The sequence below is a fragment of the Stenotrophomonas sp. HMSC10F07 genome (assembly GCF_001807895.1).
In the GTDB taxonomy this organism is placed as follows: domain Bacteria; phylum Pseudomonadota; class Gammaproteobacteria; order Xanthomonadales; family Xanthomonadaceae; genus Stenotrophomonas; species Stenotrophomonas sepilia.
The window spans coordinates 18,988-37,575 of sequence record NZ_KV791422.1 but is presented as its reverse complement, the minus strand read 5'-3'; the positions used below and the strand labels follow the sequence as shown (position 1 = coordinate 37,575).

At 66.1% G+C, this 18,588-nt stretch carries 17 protein-coding genes and 1 pseudogene; 10 read left to right on the top strand and 8 right to left on the bottom strand.

Annotated features, from left to right (window positions below; translation table 11 throughout):
- Positions 1-35: 35 nt before the first annotated feature.
- Complete coding sequence (locus HMPREF3114_RS14745; RefSeq protein ID WP_005419477.1) at positions 36-1,148, bottom strand: PLP-dependent cysteine synthase family protein; 1,113 nt, start codon at positions 1,146-1,148, stop codon at positions 36-38.
- 125 nt (positions 1,149-1,273) lie between these two features.
- Between HMPREF3114_RS14745 and gloA the strand changes: the two genes are divergently transcribed.
- Both gloA and HMPREF3114_RS14735 read left to right on the top strand, forming a co-directional pair.
- Entirely contained in the window at positions 1,274-1,792 is a 519-nt protein-coding gene (gene gloA, locus HMPREF3114_RS14740) for a lactoylglutathione lyase (RefSeq protein WP_070489941.1), read from the top strand.
- Between the two features lie 125 nt (positions 1,793-1,917).
- Positions 1,918-2,346 (top strand): VOC family protein, encoded by a 429-nt coding sequence (locus HMPREF3114_RS14735; RefSeq protein ID WP_019660719.1) that lies wholly within the window; start codon positions 1,918-1,920, stop codon positions 2,344-2,346.
- Positions 2,347-2,413: 67 nt separating this feature from the next.
- On the opposite strand, the gene HMPREF3114_RS14730 is transcribed toward HMPREF3114_RS14735, so the two are convergent.
- Together HMPREF3114_RS14730 and glmS are read right to left on the bottom strand one after the other, a co-directional pair.
- On the bottom strand, positions 2,414-2,845 hold the full coding sequence (locus HMPREF3114_RS14730; protein ID WP_005411115.1) for a CBS domain-containing protein: 432 nt from the start codon (positions 2,843-2,845) through the stop codon (positions 2,414-2,416).
- Positions 2,846-3,292: 447 nt separating this feature from the next.
- Positions 3,293-5,131, bottom strand: a complete 1,839-nt coding sequence (gene glmS, locus HMPREF3114_RS14725; RefSeq protein ID WP_053497571.1) for a glutamine--fructose-6-phosphate transaminase (isomerizing) — start codon at positions 5,129-5,131, stop codon at positions 3,293-3,295.
- Between the two features lie 203 nt (positions 5,132-5,334).
- Between glmS and HMPREF3114_RS14720 the strand changes: the two genes are divergently transcribed.
- From HMPREF3114_RS14720 to HMPREF3114_RS14690, 7 genes and pseudogenes are all read left to right on the top strand, one after another.
- The gene (locus tag HMPREF3114_RS14720) at positions 5,335-6,612 is read left to right on the top strand and encodes an efflux RND transporter periplasmic adaptor subunit (protein ID WP_053497573.1); all 1,278 of its coding nucleotides are present in this window, start codon (positions 5,335-5,337) and stop codon (positions 6,610-6,612) included.
- 28 nt (positions 6,613-6,640) lie between these two features.
- Positions 6,641-7,363, top strand: a complete 723-nt coding sequence (locus HMPREF3114_RS14715) for an ABC transporter ATP-binding protein (protein ID WP_005419487.1) — start codon at positions 6,641-6,643, stop codon at positions 7,361-7,363.
- Between the two features lie 10 nt (positions 7,364-7,373).
- Positions 7,374-8,675 (top strand): ABC transporter permease, encoded by a 1,302-nt coding sequence (locus HMPREF3114_RS14710; protein WP_053497575.1) that lies wholly within the window; start codon positions 7,374-7,376, stop codon positions 8,673-8,675.
- Between the two features lie 21 nt (positions 8,676-8,696).
- Positions 8,697-9,911: an ABC transporter permease gene (locus HMPREF3114_RS14705; protein WP_053497577.1), complete on the top strand. Its 1,215-nt coding sequence runs from the start codon at positions 8,697-8,699 to the stop codon at positions 9,909-9,911.
- A gap of 16 nt (positions 9,912-9,927) precedes the next feature.
- The gene (locus HMPREF3114_RS14700) at positions 9,928-10,299 is read left to right on the top strand and encodes a PDZ domain-containing protein (RefSeq protein WP_053497579.1); all 372 of its coding nucleotides are present in this window, start codon (positions 9,928-9,930) and stop codon (positions 10,297-10,299) included.
- A gap of 123 nt (positions 10,300-10,422) precedes the next feature.
- Positions 10,423-11,769 carry a sigma-54-dependent transcriptional regulator gene (locus HMPREF3114_RS14695; RefSeq protein WP_053497581.1) on the top strand — a complete coding sequence of 449 codons (1,347 nt, stop codon included), beginning with the start codon at positions 10,423-10,425 and terminating at the stop codon, positions 11,767-11,769.
- A pseudogene (locus HMPREF3114_RS14690) lies at positions 11,694-13,118 on the top strand (HAMP domain-containing sensor histidine kinase); the annotation flags it as partial. The gene HMPREF3114_RS14695 and the pseudogene HMPREF3114_RS14690, both read left to right, overlap by 76 nt.
- Before the next feature lie 68 nt (positions 13,119-13,186).
- On the opposite strand, the gene HMPREF3114_RS14685 reads toward HMPREF3114_RS14690, so the two are convergent.
- Complete coding sequence (locus HMPREF3114_RS14685; RefSeq protein WP_053497585.1) at positions 13,187-13,720, bottom strand: GNAT family N-acetyltransferase; 534 nt, start codon at positions 13,718-13,720, stop codon at positions 13,187-13,189.
- Positions 13,689-15,056, bottom strand: a complete 1,368-nt coding sequence (gene glmU / locus HMPREF3114_RS14680; protein WP_005419506.1) for a bifunctional UDP-N-acetylglucosamine diphosphorylase/glucosamine-1-phosphate N-acetyltransferase GlmU — start codon at positions 15,054-15,056, stop codon at positions 13,689-13,691. Before glmU ends, HMPREF3114_RS14685 begins: the two co-directional genes overlap by 32 nt.
- An 83-nt stretch (positions 15,057-15,139) precedes the next feature.
- Between glmU and HMPREF3114_RS14675 the strand changes: the two genes are divergently transcribed.
- Positions 15,140-15,523, top strand: a complete 384-nt coding sequence (locus tag HMPREF3114_RS14675; protein ID WP_005419508.1) for a GtrA family protein — start codon at positions 15,140-15,142, stop codon at positions 15,521-15,523.
- Positions 15,524-15,744: 221 nt separating this feature from the next.
- On the opposite strand, the gene HMPREF3114_RS14670 is transcribed toward HMPREF3114_RS14675, so the two are convergent.
- The 3 genes from HMPREF3114_RS14670 to atpG all read right to left on the bottom strand — a co-directional run bounded on the left by HMPREF3114_RS14670 (position 15,745) and on the right by atpG (position 18,588).
- On the bottom strand, positions 15,745-16,167 hold the full coding sequence (locus HMPREF3114_RS14670; protein WP_005419509.1) for a F0F1 ATP synthase subunit epsilon: 423 nt from the start codon (positions 16,165-16,167) through the stop codon (positions 15,745-15,747).
- Between the two features lie 113 nt (positions 16,168-16,280).
- On the bottom strand, positions 16,281-17,687 hold the full coding sequence (gene atpD / locus HMPREF3114_RS14665; RefSeq protein ID WP_005419510.1) for a F0F1 ATP synthase subunit beta: 1,407 nt from the start codon (positions 17,685-17,687) through the stop codon (positions 16,281-16,283).
- 37 nt (positions 17,688-17,724) lie between these two features.
- A complete protein-coding gene (gene atpG, locus HMPREF3114_RS14660; protein WP_005411129.1) occupies positions 17,725-18,588 on the bottom strand; it encodes a F0F1 ATP synthase subunit gamma in 864 nt (287 codons plus the stop codon).

Genomic DNA, 18,588 nt, shown 5'->3' with positions numbered 1-18,588 from the left:
ATCGCCGGCATGGCCCGGCGAGAGCGTCGTCCATGCTACAGCGCTTCCAGGCTGCACCACGGCAGCTCGGGCAACCCCTGCCCGGCCACCGCCGCGGCCAGCTGTGCATCGGCGCCGTCGACATCGATGCCCTGGCGCAGGTACCACGCCGGGTCGTAATAGCTCTGCGCGTAGCGTTCGCCGCTGTCGCACAGGATGCTGACGATGCTGCCCTGGTGGCCCGCCTCGCGCATCCATTGCGCGGCCTGCAGCACGCCGATGAAGTTGGTGCCGGTGGAGCCACCGACGCGGCGGCCGAGCTGGCGGCTGACATGGCGCATCGCGGCCAGGCTCAGCGCGTCGGGTACCTTGACCATCGCATCGACGCTGGTCGGGATGAAGCTCGGCTCCACCCGTGGCCGGCCGATGCCCTCCACGCGCGAACCACCACTGCAGGTCAGGTCGCGCCAGTCCTGTCCACCGGCCACGGCGGCCCGGTAGCCGTCGAAGAACACCGACACTTCCGGGTCCGCGCACAGGATGCGGGTATCGTGGCGGCGGTAGCTGACATAGCGGCCCAGGGTGGCGGCGGTACCGCCGGTGCCGGGGCTGCACACGATCCATTCCGGGACCGGGCTGGGCTCTTCGGCCATCTGCTTGAAGATGGACTCGGCGATGTTGTTGTTGGCGCGCCAGTCGGTCGCGCGCTCAGCGTAGGTGAACTGGTCCATGAAGTGGCCACCGGTTTCACGGGCCAGCTTTTCCGAATCACAGTTGAGGTCGCAGGCACGTTCGACCAGGTGGCAGCGGCCGCCTTGGAACTCGATCGCGGCGATCTTTTCAGGCGAGGTGGTGGCCGGGATCACTGCAATGAACGGCAGGCCGAGCAGGCGCGCGAAATAGGCTTCGGACACCGCCGTCGAGCCGCTGGACGCTTCGATCACCGGTCGCCCTTCGCGCAGCCAGCCATTGGCCAGCGCATACAGGAACAGCGAGCGCGCCAGCCGGTGCTTGAGGCTGCCGGTGGGATGGCTCGACTCATCCTTCAGGTACACATCGATGCCCTCGAACCCGGGCAGCGCCAGCGGGATCAGGTGGGTATCGGCGGAGCGGTTGAAATCGGCTTCAATCTTGCGGATGGCGGCGGCCACCCATTCACGCTGCGACATGGCGGGCAATCGTTGTCAGGACGGAACGGTGCGATCCGGCCATTGTACGTCGCGGTACCGTCAGGTGCTGGCCGGTAGAATGCCCCCATCCGGCCGGCAACGGCCCTGTCTGAAGGACCTCCCCCATGACCATTCCCGCCCTGCGCGATGTCCCCGGCGCCGCCGCCCAGGCCCCGGCCGAAACCACCGGCTTCGTGTTCAACCACACCATGCTGCGGGTGAAGGACATCACCGCCTCGCTGGACTTCTACACCCGCGTGCTCGGCTACCAGCTGATCGACAAGCGCGACTTCCCGGAGGCCCAGTTCAGCCTGTACTTCCTGGCCTACGTCCCTGCCGGCGTGGTGGTACCGGAAGACGACAGCCAGCGCCGCGTGTGGATGGCCGGCCTGCCGGGCGTGCTGGAACTGACCCATAACCACGGCACGGAAACCCAGGACGGTGCGGTCTATCACGACGGCAACAGCGACCCGCGCGGCTTCGGCCACATCTGCGTGTCGGTGCCGGACATCGAGGCGGCCTGCCAGCGCTTCGAGGACCTCGGGGTAACCTTCCAGAAGCGACTGACCGACGGCCGCATGAAGAACCTGGCCTTCATCAAGGACCCGGACGGCTACTGGGTCGAGATCATCGCCAACGTCTGACCCGGAAAGGGGCACAATTCCGGTAGCGCCGGGCCATGCCCGGCGGCCTTGAGCAGGCCGCGCTGCGCGCTCGCCGGGCACGGCCCAGCGCTACCAACTCCGTCCCCTTTTTCTGTGAGGTTCGTATGGAAACGATGGAACTGCACCGTGGCCGCCTGATCGACCACATCCAGCTGGTGGTGCGTGACCTGGCCGCCAGCCGCCGCTTCTACCAGGCAGTGTTCGATACGATCGGCATCCCACTGGGCGGCGAAGGGCCAGACTTCTTCTGGGCCGACGAGCTGTTCATTTCCAGTGCCAGCAGCCGTGCCGCCGCCGGCCAGCTGACCGGCCGCCACCATCTCGCCTTCCAGGCCCGCGACAGCGCCACCGTTGATGCCTTCCACACTGCCGCGATCGCCGCCGGCGGTACCGACAATGGCGCGCCAGGCGAACGCCCCTACCACCCGGGCTACTACGGCGCCTTCGTGCTCGACCCCGATGGCAACAACATCGAAGTGGTCTATCACGGGCCGGCGAACTACAGCGCCGACTCGGTGAAGGTCACTTTCTGATATCACCGGTGCCGTGAACGAAGAAGCCGGGCAATGCCCGGCTTCTCTGCTTCCAGCGCTGCGGCCCTCAGTGGGCGGCCATGTAGATGTCCTGCAGCACCGCCTTTTCCAGTTCCAGCTCGCCCAGCAGGTTCTTCACGATATCGCCCAGGCTGAGGATGCCGACCAGGCGAGTGCCTTCAGTGACCATCAGGTGACGGCGCCGCGAGTACGTCATCAACGACATGGCCTGTTTCAGCGTGGCTTCCGGCGCAATGCCCTCCAGACCGGTGGACGGCAGGCTGGAAATCACCCGGCGGCCGGCCTGCGGGCCGTCGTCGGCCAGGGTGCGCACGATGTCCTTCTCGGAAATGATGCCGACCGGGGCATCGTCCTTCATCACCACCAGCGCAGCGATCCTGTTCGCGCTCATCTTGTGGGCGGCGGCACCGATCGTGTCTTCGGCATCGATGGTGATGACAGCTTCTTTCTTGGATTGCAGGAGTTCGCGGACGTTCATTCTTGTTTCCTGGTGCAGGTCACTGAAGTCAAAAAAGTGTGCTCTTCCGATACGCCCCCTCCCCGGGAACAGACCTTTCAGCGCACGTCTGGCGCACCCGGCTGCCGCTTGGAATGGCTCGGCAGACGACATGCTGCAACGCGAACGAGGCGGGTTCAACGACTCAACCCGAACCTCGGCCAGATCGATTCTACGACTGCGACCCTCGGTCACTACCGGCATCGATAGGACAGTTCGTCGTGGGAACCAACTGACGATCCAGAGAATGGCACCGCGGCTGAAACCGCCGCTGAATACAGGCGGCTTCGCGCATTAAAGAATGACTACCTGCTGCCGACGACGGACAGAACGCCCGGCGGCTGTCCCACTTCGCACTGCGTCCGGCACAAACGAAAGGGGCCTCGCAGGCCCCTTTCGCATGCAGCATCCCACAGCTCCGGGAATGCCTTACTCCACCGTCACGCTCTTGGCCAGGTTGCGCGGCTTATCCACGTCGGTGCCGCGCGCCAGCGCGGTGTGGTAGGCCAGCAGCTGCACCGGGATGGTGTGCACGATCGGGCTGAGCACGCCGGCATGGCGCGGCGTGCGGATCACGTGCACGCCTTCGGACGCGTTGAAGTTGCTGTCCTGGTCGGCGAACACGAACAGCTCGCCACCACGCGCACGCACTTCCTGCATGTTCGACTTCACCTTCTCCAGCAGGCTGTCGTTGGGGGCGATCACCACCACCGGCATGTCCTCGTCCACCAGCGCCAGCGGGCCATGCTTCAGCTCGCCCGCCGGATAGGCCTCGGCGTGGATGTAGGAGATTTCCTTGAGCTTGAGCGCGCCCTCCAGCGCGATCGGGTAATGCAGGCCGCGGCCCAGGAACAATGCGCTGCTCTTGCGCGCGAAACGCTCGGCCCAGGCGGCGATCTGTGGCTCCATGTTCAGCGCGTGCTGCACGCTGCCCGGCAGGAAGCGCAGCTGTTCCAGATAGTCCGCTTCCTGCGCCGCGTCGATGCGGCCATGCAGCTTGCCCAGCACCATGGTCAACTGGAACAGTGCGGCCAGCTGGGTGGTGAAGGCCTTGGTCGAGGCCACGCCGATCTCGGCGCCGGCGCGGGTGTAGCAGACCAGTTCGCTGGCGCGCGGAATCGCACTTTCCGGCACGTTGCAGATCGACAGCGTGTGCTTGTGGCCCAGCGATTTGGCGTACTTCAGCGCTTCCATCGTATCCAGCGTTTCGCCGGACTGCGAGATGGTCACGATCAGATGCTTGGGGTTCGCGTAGGCCGCGCGATAGCGGTACTCGCTGGCGATTTCCACGCTGCACGGCAGGCCGGCGATGGCCTCGATCCAGTAGCGCGCGGTCAGGCCCGAGTAGTAGCTGGTGCCGCAGGCGATGATCTGCACGCCTTCGATGCCCGACAGCACCGCTTCGGCGTTCTTGCCGAACAGCCCGGCCGGGAAACCACCGGCATCGATCGCCGCCTCGATGGTGTCACCCAGCGCGCGCGGCTGCTCGTGGATTTCCTTCTGCATGAAGTGGCGGTACGGGCCCAGCTCCAGCGATGCCAGCGACACGTCGGACAGGTGCACGTCGCGCTCGACCGGCTGGTCGTGCTCATCGAAAATGCGCACGCCGTCGCGACGGATCTCGGCGGTGTCGCCCTCTTCCAGGAAGATCACCTTGCGCGTGGCCGAGATCACGGCCGAGACGTCGGAGGCGACGAAGTTCTCTCCCTCGCCCAGGCCGACCAGCAGCGGGCAGCCCATGCGCGCGCAGACGAAGCGCTCCGGCTCGGCGCGGCTGACCACGGCCAGCGCGTAGGCACCGGTCAGCTCCTTCACCGTGTGCTGCAGCGCCACCAGCAGGTCGTCGCCGCCCTTCAGATGATGGTGGATCAGGTGCGCGATGACCTCGGTGTCGGTCTGCGATTCAAACGTGTAGCCCAGCGCGCGCAGCTTCTCGCGCTGCTCTTCGTGGTTCTCGATGATGCCGTTGTGCACCAGCGCCACACCGTGGCTGATGTGCGGATGTGCATTGGCCTCGGTGACACCGCCGTGGGTGGCCCAGCGGGTGTGGCCGATGCCCAGCACCGCATTGAAGCCCTCGGCCTCGGCCGCCGTGGCCATTTCCGACACTCGACCGGTACGACGGACGCGACGGACTTCGGGGCGCTCGGCGTGGTCGATCACTGCGATGCCCGAGGAGTCGTAACCACGGTACTCGAGCCGCTTCAGGCCTTCGATCAGTACCGGCACCACATCGCGATCGGCGATTGCACCCACGATTCCACACATGTCACGCGATTCCTTGGAGACGATCGGCGCATTCTAGCCCGCCTGCCTGGCTTCCCCCTCCTGTCCGCTTAATGAAAGTGTCCGGAAAGGTGTCCGCGGACACCCGGACACTCCCCCGAAATCCCCAACCCATTGACCTGAAAGGAAATAAAGTTGGCACGCTACGTGCTTGGTATTGGCTACCACCGTCAGGCACGCACCCGATGATCCGCGACACTTCCGCACAGGACCAGATCGTTTCCTCCGCCCCGGCCGGCACCACCCGCGCAAGCTGGCATCGCTACCGCTGGCCGGCGCTGGGCGCCATTGCGCTGCTCGCCGGCATCGGCTGGGCGGTCCATGCCTGGTCCAATGCCAGCCGCTCCTTCGACAGCAGCCGCGTGCGCATCGCCGAGGTGAAGCGGGGCGACCTGGTCCGTGACATCGCCGCCGACGGCCGCGTGATCGCCGCCAACAGCCCGATCCTGTACGCGATCTCGGCCGGTACCGTGGACCTGAAGGTCGTCGCCGGTGACGTGGTCAAGAAGGGCCAGGAGCTGGCGATCATCGACAGCCCGGAACTGCGCAGCAAGCTGGCCCAGGAACAGGCAACGCTGGCCGGCCTGGAAGCCGAGGCCAGCCGCGCCGCGCTGGACGCGACCCTGGCCCGTGCCAAGTCACGCAAGGAAACCGACCAGGCCACGATCGAGCGCCAGGCCGCCGACCGCGACCTGCAGCGCTACCAGCGCGGCTACGACGGCGGTGCGGTGCCGCAGATCGACCTGGCCAAGGCGAAGGACTCGCTGAAGAAGGCCGACATCACCCTGGCCAACGCCACCACCGACGCGCGCCTGCAGAGCCAGGGCGCCGACCTGGATGCCCGCAACAAGCGCCTGCTGGCCGACCGCCAGAAGGCCGTGGTGGCCGAAGTGCAGCGCCAGGTCGATGCACTGACCCTGCGCGCCCCGTTCGATGGCCAGGTCGGCCAGGTCCAGGCGGTGCAGTCCACCAACCTGGCCGCCAACGCGCCGGTGCTGGGCGTGGTCGACCTGTCCAAGTTCGAGGTCGAGATCAAGGTGCCGGAGAGCTTCGCCCGCGACCTGGCGATCGGCATGCCGGCCCAGCTGACCGGCGGCAACGGCCAGCCGTTCCCGGGCGAGATCAGCGCGGTATCACCGGAAGTCGTCAACGGCGAGGTCAACGCCCGCGTGCGCTTCGCCAGCGCGCAGCCGGAAGGCCTGCGCCAGAGCCAGCGGATGTCGGTGCGCGTGCTGCTCGATACCCGCAAGGATGTGCTGAAGGTCGAGCGCGGCCCGTTCGTCGAACAGGGCAACGGCATGGCCTACGTGATGGATGGCCGCACCGCCGTGCGCCGTCCGGTGGAACTGGGCGTCAGCAGCCTGGGCGAAGTGGAAATCAAGTCGGGTGTGCAGCCGGGCGACCGCATCGTGGTCTCCGGCAGCGACCTGTTCAAGGACGCCGAACGCGTCTCCGTCAACTGATACCTGAATCCTGGAGAGAGGACACCCCATGTACATGCTCGAAATGCGTTCGGTCGCCAAGGTCTTCCGCACCGAACAGGTGGAAACCCACGCGCTGCGCTCCCTGGAACTGCAGGTCAAGGAAGGCGAGTTCGTCGCCGTCACCGGTCCGTCCGGCTCTGGCAAGACCACCTTCCTCAACATCGCCGGCCTGCTGGAAACCTTCACCAGCGGCACCTACATGCTCGACGGCCAGGACGTGAGCACGCTGGGCGATGATGCGCGCAGCCGCCTGCGCAACCAGAAGATCGGCTTCATCTTCCAGGGCTTCAACCTGATCCCCGACCTCAACCTGTTCGACAACGTCGACGTGCCGCTGCGCTATCGGAAGATGAGCGCCAACGAACGCCGCGAACGCATCGAGAAGGCGCTGACCCAGGTCGGCCTGGGCTCGCGCATGAAGCACTACCCGAATGAGCTGTCCGGCGGTCAGCAGCAGCGTGCGGCGATCGCGCGTGCACTGGCCGGCAGCCCGCGCCTGCTGCTGGCCGACGAACCGACCGGCAACCTGGATACGCAGATGGCGCGTGGCGTGATGGAACTGCTGGAGGAGATCAATGCCGCCGGCACCACCATCGTAATGGTCACCCACGACCCGGAACTGGCCGCGCGTGCGCAGCGCAACGTGCACATCGTCGACGGCCAGGTCACCGACCTGGTGCGCGAGCCGGTGCTGGCCACGCCGCGCCACATCGTCGCCGTCAACGAGTGAGGGCCCGGCCATGTTCGCCTACTACGCCCGACTGGCGGTACGCAGCTTCCGCCGCAACAAGGTCCTGACCGCGCTGATGGTGGTGGCCATCGCGCTCGGCATCGGTGCCTCGATGACCACCTTGACCGTGTTCCATGTGCTGTCCGGTGACCCGATTCCCGGCAAGAGTGACCGGCTGTTCTATGTGCAGGTCGATCCGCGCCCGCGCGGCGGCTATACCCCGGGTGAGGAGCCTGAGGAACAGATGACACGGCGCGACGCCGAGACCCTGCTGCGCGAGAAGCGCGGCATCCGCCAGGCGATGATGAGTGCGGGCGGAGGCACGGTGGAACCGGAGCTCAGCACGCTCAAGCCATTCTCGGTGGATACGCGCTGGACGTCGGCCGATTTCTTCCCGATGTTCGACGTACCGATGCAGTACGGGCGTGCCTGGAGCAGCAGCGATGATGACAATCGCAGCCGCGTGGTGGTGCTGTCGAAAGCGATCAACGACAAGCTGTTCCAGGGTGCTGACAGCACCGGTCGCGAGATCCGCCTGAGTGGCCATTCACTGCGGGTGATCGGCGTGATGAAGAAGTGGAATCCCGAACCCCACTTCTTCGATCTGACCACCGGCAACTACGGCAAGGATGAAGACCTGCTGGTGCCGTTCTCCACTGCGATGGACCTGGAGTTCGGCAGCAACGGCAACATGAACTGCTTCGGCGAGAATCCGGATGGCAGCAGCAACTCGATCAGCGCGCCCTGCAGCTGGATCCAGTACTGGGTGGAGCTGGACCCGGCCAAGGTCGAGGACTACCGCAACTACCTGGTCAACTACTCGGACCAGCAGCGCGCGGCGGGCCGTTTCGAGCGCCCCACCAACGTGCGTCTGCGCCCGGTGATGGAGTGGTTGACGTTCAAGAACGCCGTGCCCAGCGACGTGCGCCTGCAGATGTGGCTGGCACTGGGCTTTCTCGGCGTCTGCCTGGTCAACACCGTGGGGCTGCTGCTGGCGAAGTTCCTGCGCCGCAGTGGCGAGATCGGTGTGCGCCGCGCCCTCGGTGCCAGTCGTGGGCAGATCTTCCTGCAATGCCTGGTTGAAGCCGGTGCGATCGGCGTTGCCGGCGGCGTGCTCGGCATCGGCCTGGCCCTGCTCGGCCTGTATGCGGTACGCCAGCAACCCGTGGACTACGCGAACCTGGCCCACCTGGACGGCAGCATGCTGCTGCTGGCCATTGGCCTGACCCTGTTCGCCAGCCTCGCCGCTGGTTTCCTGCCCGCCTGGCGCGCGATGCAGGTTACCCCGGCCATCCAGCTCAAGTCGCAGTAAGCACGAGTACGAGGACCTCCCATGGACATCCGCCCCATCCTCAGCACCCTGCGCCGGCACAAGACGGCCGCCGCCCTGATCGTGCTGGAAGTCGCCCTGACCTGCGCCATCGTCTGCAATGCCCTGTTCCTGGTCACCCAGCGCGTTGAACGGATCAGCCAGAGCAGCGGCCTGGCCGAGAACGAACTGGTGTTCGTCCGGGTCAGCGGCATCGGCAAGCAGACCAACGGTCAGTCCCGCACCCTGGAAGACCTGTCTGCCCTGCGTGCGGTGCCCGGCGTGACTGCCGCAGCCAAGGTCAACCAGTTGCCGTTCCGCCCGAACTCCTCCAACACCAGCGTTTCGCTTAAACAGGAACAGGAGCGTCCGACCGCCTTCGTCACCATGTACATGTTCGGCGAGGGTGGACTGCCCACGCTCGGACTGCAGCTGACCGCCGGCCGTGACTTCCAGTCAAGCGAGTACAGCAACTTCGAGGACGCACAGAAGAACGCTTCGTCCAATACGGCGTCCTCGGTGATCATCAGCCGCACCCTCGCCGACAAGCTGTACCCGGGCGAGAATGCACTGGGCAAGACGTTCTACATGGGCAAGCAGCCGCTGCACGTAGTCGGCATCGTCGCCGCACTGGCAACGCCCACCGACTACAACAACAACACCACGCTGTCGATCGTGCTGCCGGTGCGGACTGATTTCACCCAGGGACCGTATGTCCTGCGTACCTCCCCAGATCGGCGCGAGGAAGTGCTAAAGGGTGCGATCGCCGCGCTTGAACGTAACGATCCCAACCGGCTGGTGCGTGAAAAGCTGACCTATGAGGCGCAGCGCAATGACTACTTCAAGAACGACAGGGCCATGGTCGGCCTGCTGATCACCGTGTGCATCTCGCTGCTGGTGGTGACCGCACTGGGCATCATCGGCCTGGCCAGCTTCTGGGTGCAGCAGCGCAGCAAGCAGATCGGCATCCGCCGCGCGCTCGGTGCCACCCGCGGGCAGATCCTGCGCTACTTCCAGACCGAGAACTTCCTGCTGGCCTCGCTGGGGATCGTGCTGGGCATGCTGGCGGCCTACGCGATCAATCTGGCACTGATGAACCTGTACGAGCTGCCGCGCATGCCCCTGTACTACCTGCCGCTGGGCGCGCTGCTGCTGTGGGGGCTGGGCCAGGTCGCGGTGTTCGGACCGGCCCGGCGCGCGGCGGCGGTCCCGCCCGCAGTTGCCACGCGGGGCGCGTGAGGTGCGTGCCTGCCGAATGCTGTTGATGGCACTGCTGCCACTGCCGGCGCTGGCCGGCGGTGGCAGCTCGCAGACGCTGGAATGGCGCCAGGATGATGCCCGCCTGGCGCTCCGTTCGACCGAGGGCCAGGTACGGGTGGAAGCCGTGCGTCCGGAAGCCCGCTTCGGCGTGCGCAGCGGCGACCGCATCCTGCGCTTGGACGATACGGCCGTGCGGCGGATCGAGCATCTTGCCGATGCACTGCGGCATTCCAGTGCCCCGACTGCGTACCTGTTGCTGCGCCGCGACAAACGCGAGCTCACCGTCCCGGTGGACGCCGCCTCATGGCGGCTGGCGCTGGCCGCTCCGCCACCGCCGGCACCACCGCCTCCACCAGCGCGGCGCTGAGACCAGCCCGCCCTCGTCGCCACGGCTTTGGCTATGCTTGATGGGTGGCGCCGGGCTCTCCCGGCGTATGGATACGAACACGGCTCCATCGGCGCCGCCCATCCCTTTCTGCAGAACTGCTTGATGCCTTCGATCCTGATCATCGACGACAACGCCAGCGTGGGCACCGCGCTGGACGTGCTGTTCTCCCTGCATGACATCGACACCCTGCAGGCGCAGAGCCCGGCTGAAGGGCTGGCCCTGCTCGAGTCGCAGCCGGTCGACCTGGTGATCCAGGACATGAATTTCAGCGAGGACACCACCTCCGGCGAAGAAGGCGAAGACCTGTTCGCACAGATCCGCGCGCGCCACCCGGACCTGCCGGTGATCCTGCTCACCGCCTGGACCCACCTGAGCAGCGCGGTGGACCTGGTCAAGGCCGGTGCCGCCGACTACCTGGCCAAGCCCTGGGACGACCGCAAGCTGCTGACCACGGTCAACAACCTGCTCGAGCTGTCCGAGGCGCGGCGCGAGCTGGACCGCCGCCGCAGCCGTGAGCTGCGCCAGCGCAATGCGCTGGAACAAAAGTACGAGCTGTGTGGTGCGGTCTTCGCCGATCCGGCCAGCGAGCGCGTCATTGCCCTGGCCTGCCAGGTCGCGCGCTCCGACCTGCCGGTGCTGATCACCGGTCCCAATGGTGCCGGCAAGGAGAAGATCGCGCAGATCATCCAGGCCAACTCGCTGGTGGCCAAGGGCCCGTTCATCACGGTCAACTGCGGCGCCCTGCCCTCGGAACTGATCGAGGCCGAACTGTTCGGTGCCGAAGCCGGCGCATATACCGGCGCCAACAAGGCACGCGAGGGCAAGTTCGAAGCCGCCGACGGCGGCACGCTGTTCCTGGATGAGATCGGCAACCTGTCGCTGGGCGGCCAGATGAAGCTCCTGCGTGTGCTGGAAACAGGGCGCTTCGAGCGTCTTGGCTCCAATCGCGAGCGCCAGGTCAAAGTCCGTGTGGTCAGCGCGACCAATGCCGACCTGCCGGCGATGATCCGCGACGGCACCTTCCGCGAAGACCTGTACTACCGCCTCAATACGGTGGAACTGGTACTGCCACCATTGGCCGAGCGCCCGGGCGACATCGTGCCCCTGGCCGAGCGCTTCCTGACCGCCGGCAAGCCACTTTCCAGCGCCGCCACCGCGGCCTTGCAACGGCACCCCTGGCCCGGCAACGTGCGCGAACTGCGCAACGTGATCCAGCGGGCCGAGCTGCTGGCGACCGGCAACCGCATCGAAGTGGCCGACCTGAACCTGCCGCGTGCCGCACCTGCACCGCGACCGGCAGCCAGTGCCGGCAATGATCCTGACCGTGCGCGCATCGAGGATGTGCTGGCGCGCAACCACGGCGTCATCGCCCAGGCCGCCGCCGAACTCGGCCTGAGCCGCCAGGCACTGTACCGGCGCATGGACCGGCACGGCATCCCACGCGAATGAAACGGCGCTCGTTCACCTTCCGCCTGTTCCTGCGCCTGCTGCCGGTGCTGGCGCTGGCCGCCGCGTTGCCGTGGCTGCTGGCCTACTGGATGGACCATGGCTGGGTGGTGACCACGGTGTCGGCGCTGATCCTGCTGTCGCTGATGTGGTGGACCCTGCGCCGTGCAACCGCGCCGGTACGTTCATTGATGCGCGCCTTGGCCGGCACCACCAGCAGCTACCGCGACGGTGAGTACAACTTCGGTGTGTACTGGCCAGGCAACGACGAACTGGGTGACCTGGTGCAGGCGCACCGCGAACTGGGCGACGTGCTGCGCGAGCAGCGGCAAGGCCTGGTGCAGCGCGAACTGCTGCTGGACACCATGGTACAGAACACCCCGGTGGCGATGCTGCTGATTGCTTCCGGCGGCGATGGCATCGCCCGCGTGGTGTTCTCCAACCTGGCCGCGCGCAAGCTGCTGCATGGCGGCTGGAAGCTGGAAGGTCAGCGCCTGGAAGAGGTGCTGGAGCAGGTGCCGGTGGAGCTGCGCGATGCCATCGCCCGTGGCGGCGACAGCCTGTTCGCGGTACATGCGGAAGGCGAAGACGGCGATGAGGACGACGAACAGGTCTATCACCTCTCACGCCGATCTTTCCAGCTCAACGGCCGCCCGCACGACCTGCTGCTGGTACGCCTGCTCACCGCCGAACTGCGCCGCCAGGAAGTGCAGACGTGGAAGAAGGTGATCCGGGTGATCAGCCACGAGCTCAACAACTCGCTGGCGCCGATCGCCTCGCTGGCCCATTCCGGCGGCGTGCTGGTACAGCGCGAGCGCTTCGATCGGCTGCCGGAGATCTTCACCACCATCGAAGACCGCGCGCGCCACCTGGAAGGCTTCATCCGTGGCTATGCGCGCTTCGCCAAGCTGCCGCAACCGCAACTGCAGACCGTGCACTGGGCGCCCTTCCTGTCCAGCCTGCGCCAGCAGATTCCGTTCGGCATGGAACGTGAACCGGACGAGGAACTGAGCAGCCGGATCGACATCGCGCAGTTCGGGCAGGCGCTGTTGAACCTGCTGAAGAACGCGCATGAAGCCTGTGCCGAAGCCGATCCGCCCAATGATGACGTGCAGGTGCAGCTGACGCGGTTGCCGCAATGGCTGCGCCTGGATGTGCTGGACCGTGGCAAGGGCATGAACGAGCAGGTGCTGCAGAACGCGCTGATGCCGTTCTATTCGACCAAGCGCAACGGTACCGGGTTGGGACTGGCACTGACCCGCGAGATCGTGGAGGCACACGGTGGGCGGGTGTCGCTGCAGAACCGCGGTGATGGCGGGCTGTGCGTGTCGATCCTGTTGCCGGTGGGGTGAGTTGCCGACTTGGCTCGGTCTGTCAGTAGAGCCACGCCATGCGTGGATGTGCCGACCAGGGTCGGCACCTACCAGACCTGCCGCATCGCCACCCGCAGATGCATTGGAAATCCCAGGGCGGCCTCTTCGGCCATCACCGCGCGCAGGCCCTCGCTCCACTGCGCCTCGGGCACGACCTCGAACCCTTCGCTGGCGTAGAAGGCTGCATTCCACGGCACATCGCTCAAGGTGGTCAGCACCGCTGCAGCAAAGCCAGTGGCCCTGGCCTGCGCCAAGGCATGCCGCAGCAATGCACGGCCATGGCCACGACGCGCGTGCGCTGGATCCACATCCATCTGCAGGACATGGAACTCGCCTGCCAGGTCGCCGGCCAGCAGGTAGCCGGCAACACCGCCGGCGGCGCCATCCACCACCCACAGCTGCCCACGCTCAAGGCCTTCCTGCAGCGTCGGCAGGTCCAGGCCGTGGCTGGCAAACACCGGATAGGCCTCGTGACCCCTCAGCAGTTCGCCGGCACGTTGTTCGATCGCCGGCAGCACACCCAGCTCGTCGGTGCGCGGAACCCGTGGCTCAGGACTTCTTGACCGGGCGCTTCCAGCCATCGATGGTTTCCTGTCGTGCACGTGCCAGCGTCAGCTTGCCGTCCGGCGCGGTGCGGGTGATGACCGACCCGGCAGCGATGGTCGCGCCCTCGCCGATGGTGATCGGCGCCACCAGCGAGCTGTTGGAGCCGATGAAGGCGTTGTCGCCGATGGTGGTGGTCGACTTGTTCACGCCATCGTAGTTGCAGGTGATGGTGCCGGCACCGATGTTCACCCTGCTGCCGATCACCGCGTCACCCAGGTAGGTGAGATGGTTGGCCTTGCTGCCGACGCCGAGGGTGACCTTCTTGGTTTCGACGAAGTTGCCGACGTGTACGCCATCGGCCAGCACGGTACCCGGCCGCAAGCGTGCGAACGGGCCGATCTGCGCGGCACCTTCGGTCACCACGCCTTCCAGGTCGCAATGCGCGCGCACTTCGGTGCCGGGCCCCAGGTTGACGTCCTTCAGCCGGTTGAACGGGCCTACGGTAACGCCGTCACCGAGCACGACGTTGCCTTCAAGAACAACGTCGACATCGATCAGTACATCGCTGCCCACGGTGACGGTGCCACGGATATCCAGTCGTGCCGGGTCACGCACGCGCGCGCCCTGAGCGCACAGTGCACGCACCGCACGGCGCTGCCAGGCGCGCTCCAGCTGCGACAGCTGCCATGGATCATTCGCCCCCTCGGCCTCCTGTGCATCGGCGACCAGGGCCATCTCGGCCGGGGTGTACTCATGCGCGGCGAACGCGAACACATCGGTAAGGTAGTACTCGCCCTGCGCATTGCTGTTGGACAGCTGCGACAACCAGCGGCGCAGCGCGGTCGACTCTGCGGCGATGATGCCGGTGTTGATCGTGCGCACGCGCAGCTGGTCGTCGGTGGCGTCCTTCTGCTCGACGATGGAGCCCACCTTGCCCTCTGCATCGCGCAGCACCCGGCCGTAACCGCTCGGGTCATCGACATCGGCCACCAGCACTGCCAGCCGGCCCGGCTGCGCCAGCAGGTCGCGCAGGGTCTGCGCGCGGATCAGCGGCACATCGCCGTACAACACCAGCACCTGCGCAGCGTCGGGAACCTGCGGCATTGCCTGCGCCACTGCGTGGCCGGTACCGAGCTGCTGGACCTGTTCGGCCCACTGCAGGTCGGGCTGGCCGGCGAAGTACTGACGCACCGCCTCGCCACCATGGCCGTAAACCACGTGGATGGCCGCCGGCTGCAGCTCGCGGGCCGTATCGATCACGTGCGCCAGCATCGGCTGGCCGGCGATCGGCTGCAGCACCTTCGGCAGCACCGACTTCATGCGCTTGCCGGCGCCGGCGGCGAGGATGATGACGTGCAGGGCTTGGGTCATGGGAGCAGCAGTCCGTAGTTCGTTGCCGGTGATTCTAGAGCGTGGGCCGTTAACATGGGCATCCCTCCTCCTTCACCACGCCGATGAGCCTGCTCCGCCAGGGAAGCACCTACCTCGTGATCGGGCTCGTGCAGCTGCTGGTCGATTGGCTGGTGTTCGTGGTCGCCACCGCGCTGGGCATGCCGGTCGCGCCGGCCAACATCGCCGGTCGCCTGGCCGGCATGCTGCTGGGCTTCTGGCTCAACGGCCGCTACACCTTTGCCGAGGCCGGCACCCGCAAGCTGGGATGGAAGCGCTTTGCACGTTTCTTCGGGCTGTGGCTGCTGCTGACGGCGACGAGCACGCTGCTGGTCAGCCTGGTCGACCAGGCGCTGGGCCTGCAATTCACGTGGCTGGCCAAGCCGCTGGTGGAAGGCGGGCTGGCATGCGTGTCGTTCCTGTTGATGCGCTACGTGGTGTATCGCTGAGACGAGGCGGGAATCGGGATGCCGGATTGGGGGCGGGAACCGGAACGGTAGAGTCGACTGTCAGTCGACTGCTCTTCCGTGAGGTCGCGAAAATCCCGCGCTGCGCGCGGTAGTCGACTGACAGTCGACTCTACCCCGTCGGCTCTACCCAATCGGCCCTGCCCCGCCCCAAACAAAAACGCCGGCACAGGGCCGGCGTTCTCGTGGATGCAGCGCGAACCTCAGTGCTTGAGATTCTTGCGCAGGCGTTCCAGTGCCTGCAGCTGGACGACGGCTTCGGCCAGCTTCTGCTGGGCTTCGGCCACTTCCATCGCTTCGCCGCGGTTGGCCAGGATGCGTTCGGCTTCTTCCTTGGCCTTGCGGACCGAGGCTTCGTCGATGTCCTGCGCGCGGATCGCGGTGTCGGCCAGCACGGTCACCACCTGCGGCTGCACTTCCAGGATACCGCCGGAGATGGCGAAATCCAGCTGCTCGCCGTTCGGCGTGGTGACCACCACCTTGCCCGGCTTCAGGCGGGTGATCAGCGGGGCGTGCTTGGGCGCGATGCCCAGTTCACCCAGCTCACCGGTGGCCACGACCAGGGTCGCTTCGCCACGGAAGATTTCCTGCTCGGCGCTGACGATGTCGCAACGGATCGTGCTCATGCAAATCTCTTCGCTGTTCGCGGCGGCGCAATGCCACCGTGGGGGTCCACCGGCGCGGGCGGTTGCCCGGCGCCGGCGTCAGGTCGGGCAGGATCGCTCCCGCCCGTCCCGGATCAGGCCTTCTCGGCCATCTTCTTGGCCTTCTCGACCGCTTCTTCGATGCCGCCGACCATGTAGAACGCCTGCTCCGGCAGGTGGTCGTACTCGCCATCGACGATGGCCTTGAAGCCACGGATGGTGTCCTTCAGCGGCACGTACTTGCCCGGCGAACCGGTGAACACTTCGGCCACGTGGAACGGCTGGCTGAAGAAGCGCTCGATCTTACGGGCGCGCGACACGGCCTGCTTGTCCTCTTCGGACAGTTCGTCCATGCCCAGGATCGCGATGATGTCCTTCAGTTCCTTGTACTTCTGCAGGGTCTGCTGGACGCGCTGGGCGGTGTCGTAGTGCTCGTGGCCGATGACCAGCGGATCCATCTGGCGGCTGGTGGAGTCCAGCGGATCGACGGCCGGGTAGATACCCAGCGAGGCGATCGAACGCGACAGGGTGACGGTCGAGTCCAGGTGGGCGAAGGTGGTCGCCGGCGACGGGTCGGTCAGGTCGTCCGCGGGAACGTAGACGGCCTGGATCGAGGTGATCGAGCCGTTCTTGGTCGAGGTGATGCGCTCCTGCAGGACGCCCATTTCCTCGGCCAGGGTCGGCTGGTAACCCACCGCGGACGGCATACGGCCCAGCAGTGCCGACACTTCGGTACCGGCCAGGGTGTAGCGGTAGATGTTGTCGACGAACAACAGGACGTCCTTGCCCTTGCCATTTTCGTCCTTCTCGTCGCGGAAGTACTCGGCCATGGTCAGGCCGGTCAGCGCGACGCGCAGGCGGTTGCCCGGCGGCTCGTTCATCTGGCCGTACACCATCGCCACCTTGTCCAGGACGTTGGAGTCCTTCATTTCGTGGTAGAAGTCGTTGCCCTCACGGGTACGCTCACCCACGCCGGCGAACACGGACAGGCCGCTGTGCGCCTTGGCGATGTTGTTGATCAGCTCCATCATGTTGACGGTCTTGCCGACGCCGGCGCCGCCGAACAGGCCGACCTTGCCGCCCTTGGCGAACGGGCACATCAGGTCGATGACCTTGATGCCGGTTTCCAGCAGCTCGGTGGCCGGGGACTGGTCTTCATACGACGGCGCAGCGCGGTGGATTTCCCAGTTGTCGCTGGCAGCGACCGGGCCGGCTTCGTCGATCGGACGGCCCAGCACGTCCATGATGCGGCCCAGGGTGCCGGCGCCGACCGGCACCGAGATGCCGCGGCCGGTGTTGACGGCAACCAGGTTGCGCTTCAGGCCGTCGGTGGAACCGAGGGCGATGGTACGCACCACGCCGTCGCCCAACTGCTGCTGGACTTCGAGGGTGATCTCGGTGTTTTCGACCTTCAGTGCGTCGTACACCTTCGGCACCGATTCACGCGGGAATTCGACGTCGACGACCGCGCCGATGATCTGAACGATCTTGCCCTGACTCATTGCTGCATCCTCTAATGTGTGCTTTGAACGAACGCGGTCAGACTGCTGCCGCGCCGCCGACGATTTCGGAGATTTCCTGGGTGATCGCTGCCTGGCGCGCCTTGTTGTAGACGAGCTGCAGGGTGCCGATCAGCTTGTTGGCGTTGTCGCTCGCCGCCTTCATCGCGACCATGCGTGCGGCATGCTCGGAGGCGACGTTTTCCAGCAGTGCCTGGTACACCAGCGACTCGATGTAACGCGTCATCACGTGCTCGAGCACGGTCGCGGCATCGGGTTCGTACAGGTAATCCCAGTCGTGGTGAGCGACCTGCTTCTCGGCTGGCGGCAGCGGCAGCAGCTGATCGAAGCTGGCCTTCTGCACCATGGTGTTCACGAAGCGGTTGTAGACCAGGTACACGCGGTCGATCTTGCCTTCGGTGAAGGCGTCGAGCATGACCTTGATCACACCGATCAGCGATTCCAGCTTCGGCACGTCGCCGATGTGGGTCACGCTGCCGACCATGTTGACCTTCACGCGGCGGAAGAAGGTCGAAGCCTTCTGGCCGATGGTCACCAGGTCCACTTCGGCACCCTTGTCCTGCCATGCCTTGGCTTCGCCCAGCATCTTGCGGAACAGGTTGTTGTTCAGGCCGCCGGCCAGGCCGCGATCGGAGGAGATCACGATGAAACCGACCCGCTTGACCTGCTCACGCTCGACCAGGAACGGATGCTGGTAGTCGGTGCTGGCCTGGGCCAGGTGACCGATCACCTGCTTCATCGCCTGCGCGTACGGACGCGAGGTCTTCATCCGATCCTGCGCCTTGCGGATCTTGGAGGCCGAGACCATTTCCAGGGCGCGCGTCACCTTGCGGGTGTTCTGCACGCTCTTGATCTTGGTTTTGATTTCGCGTCCGCTTGCCAT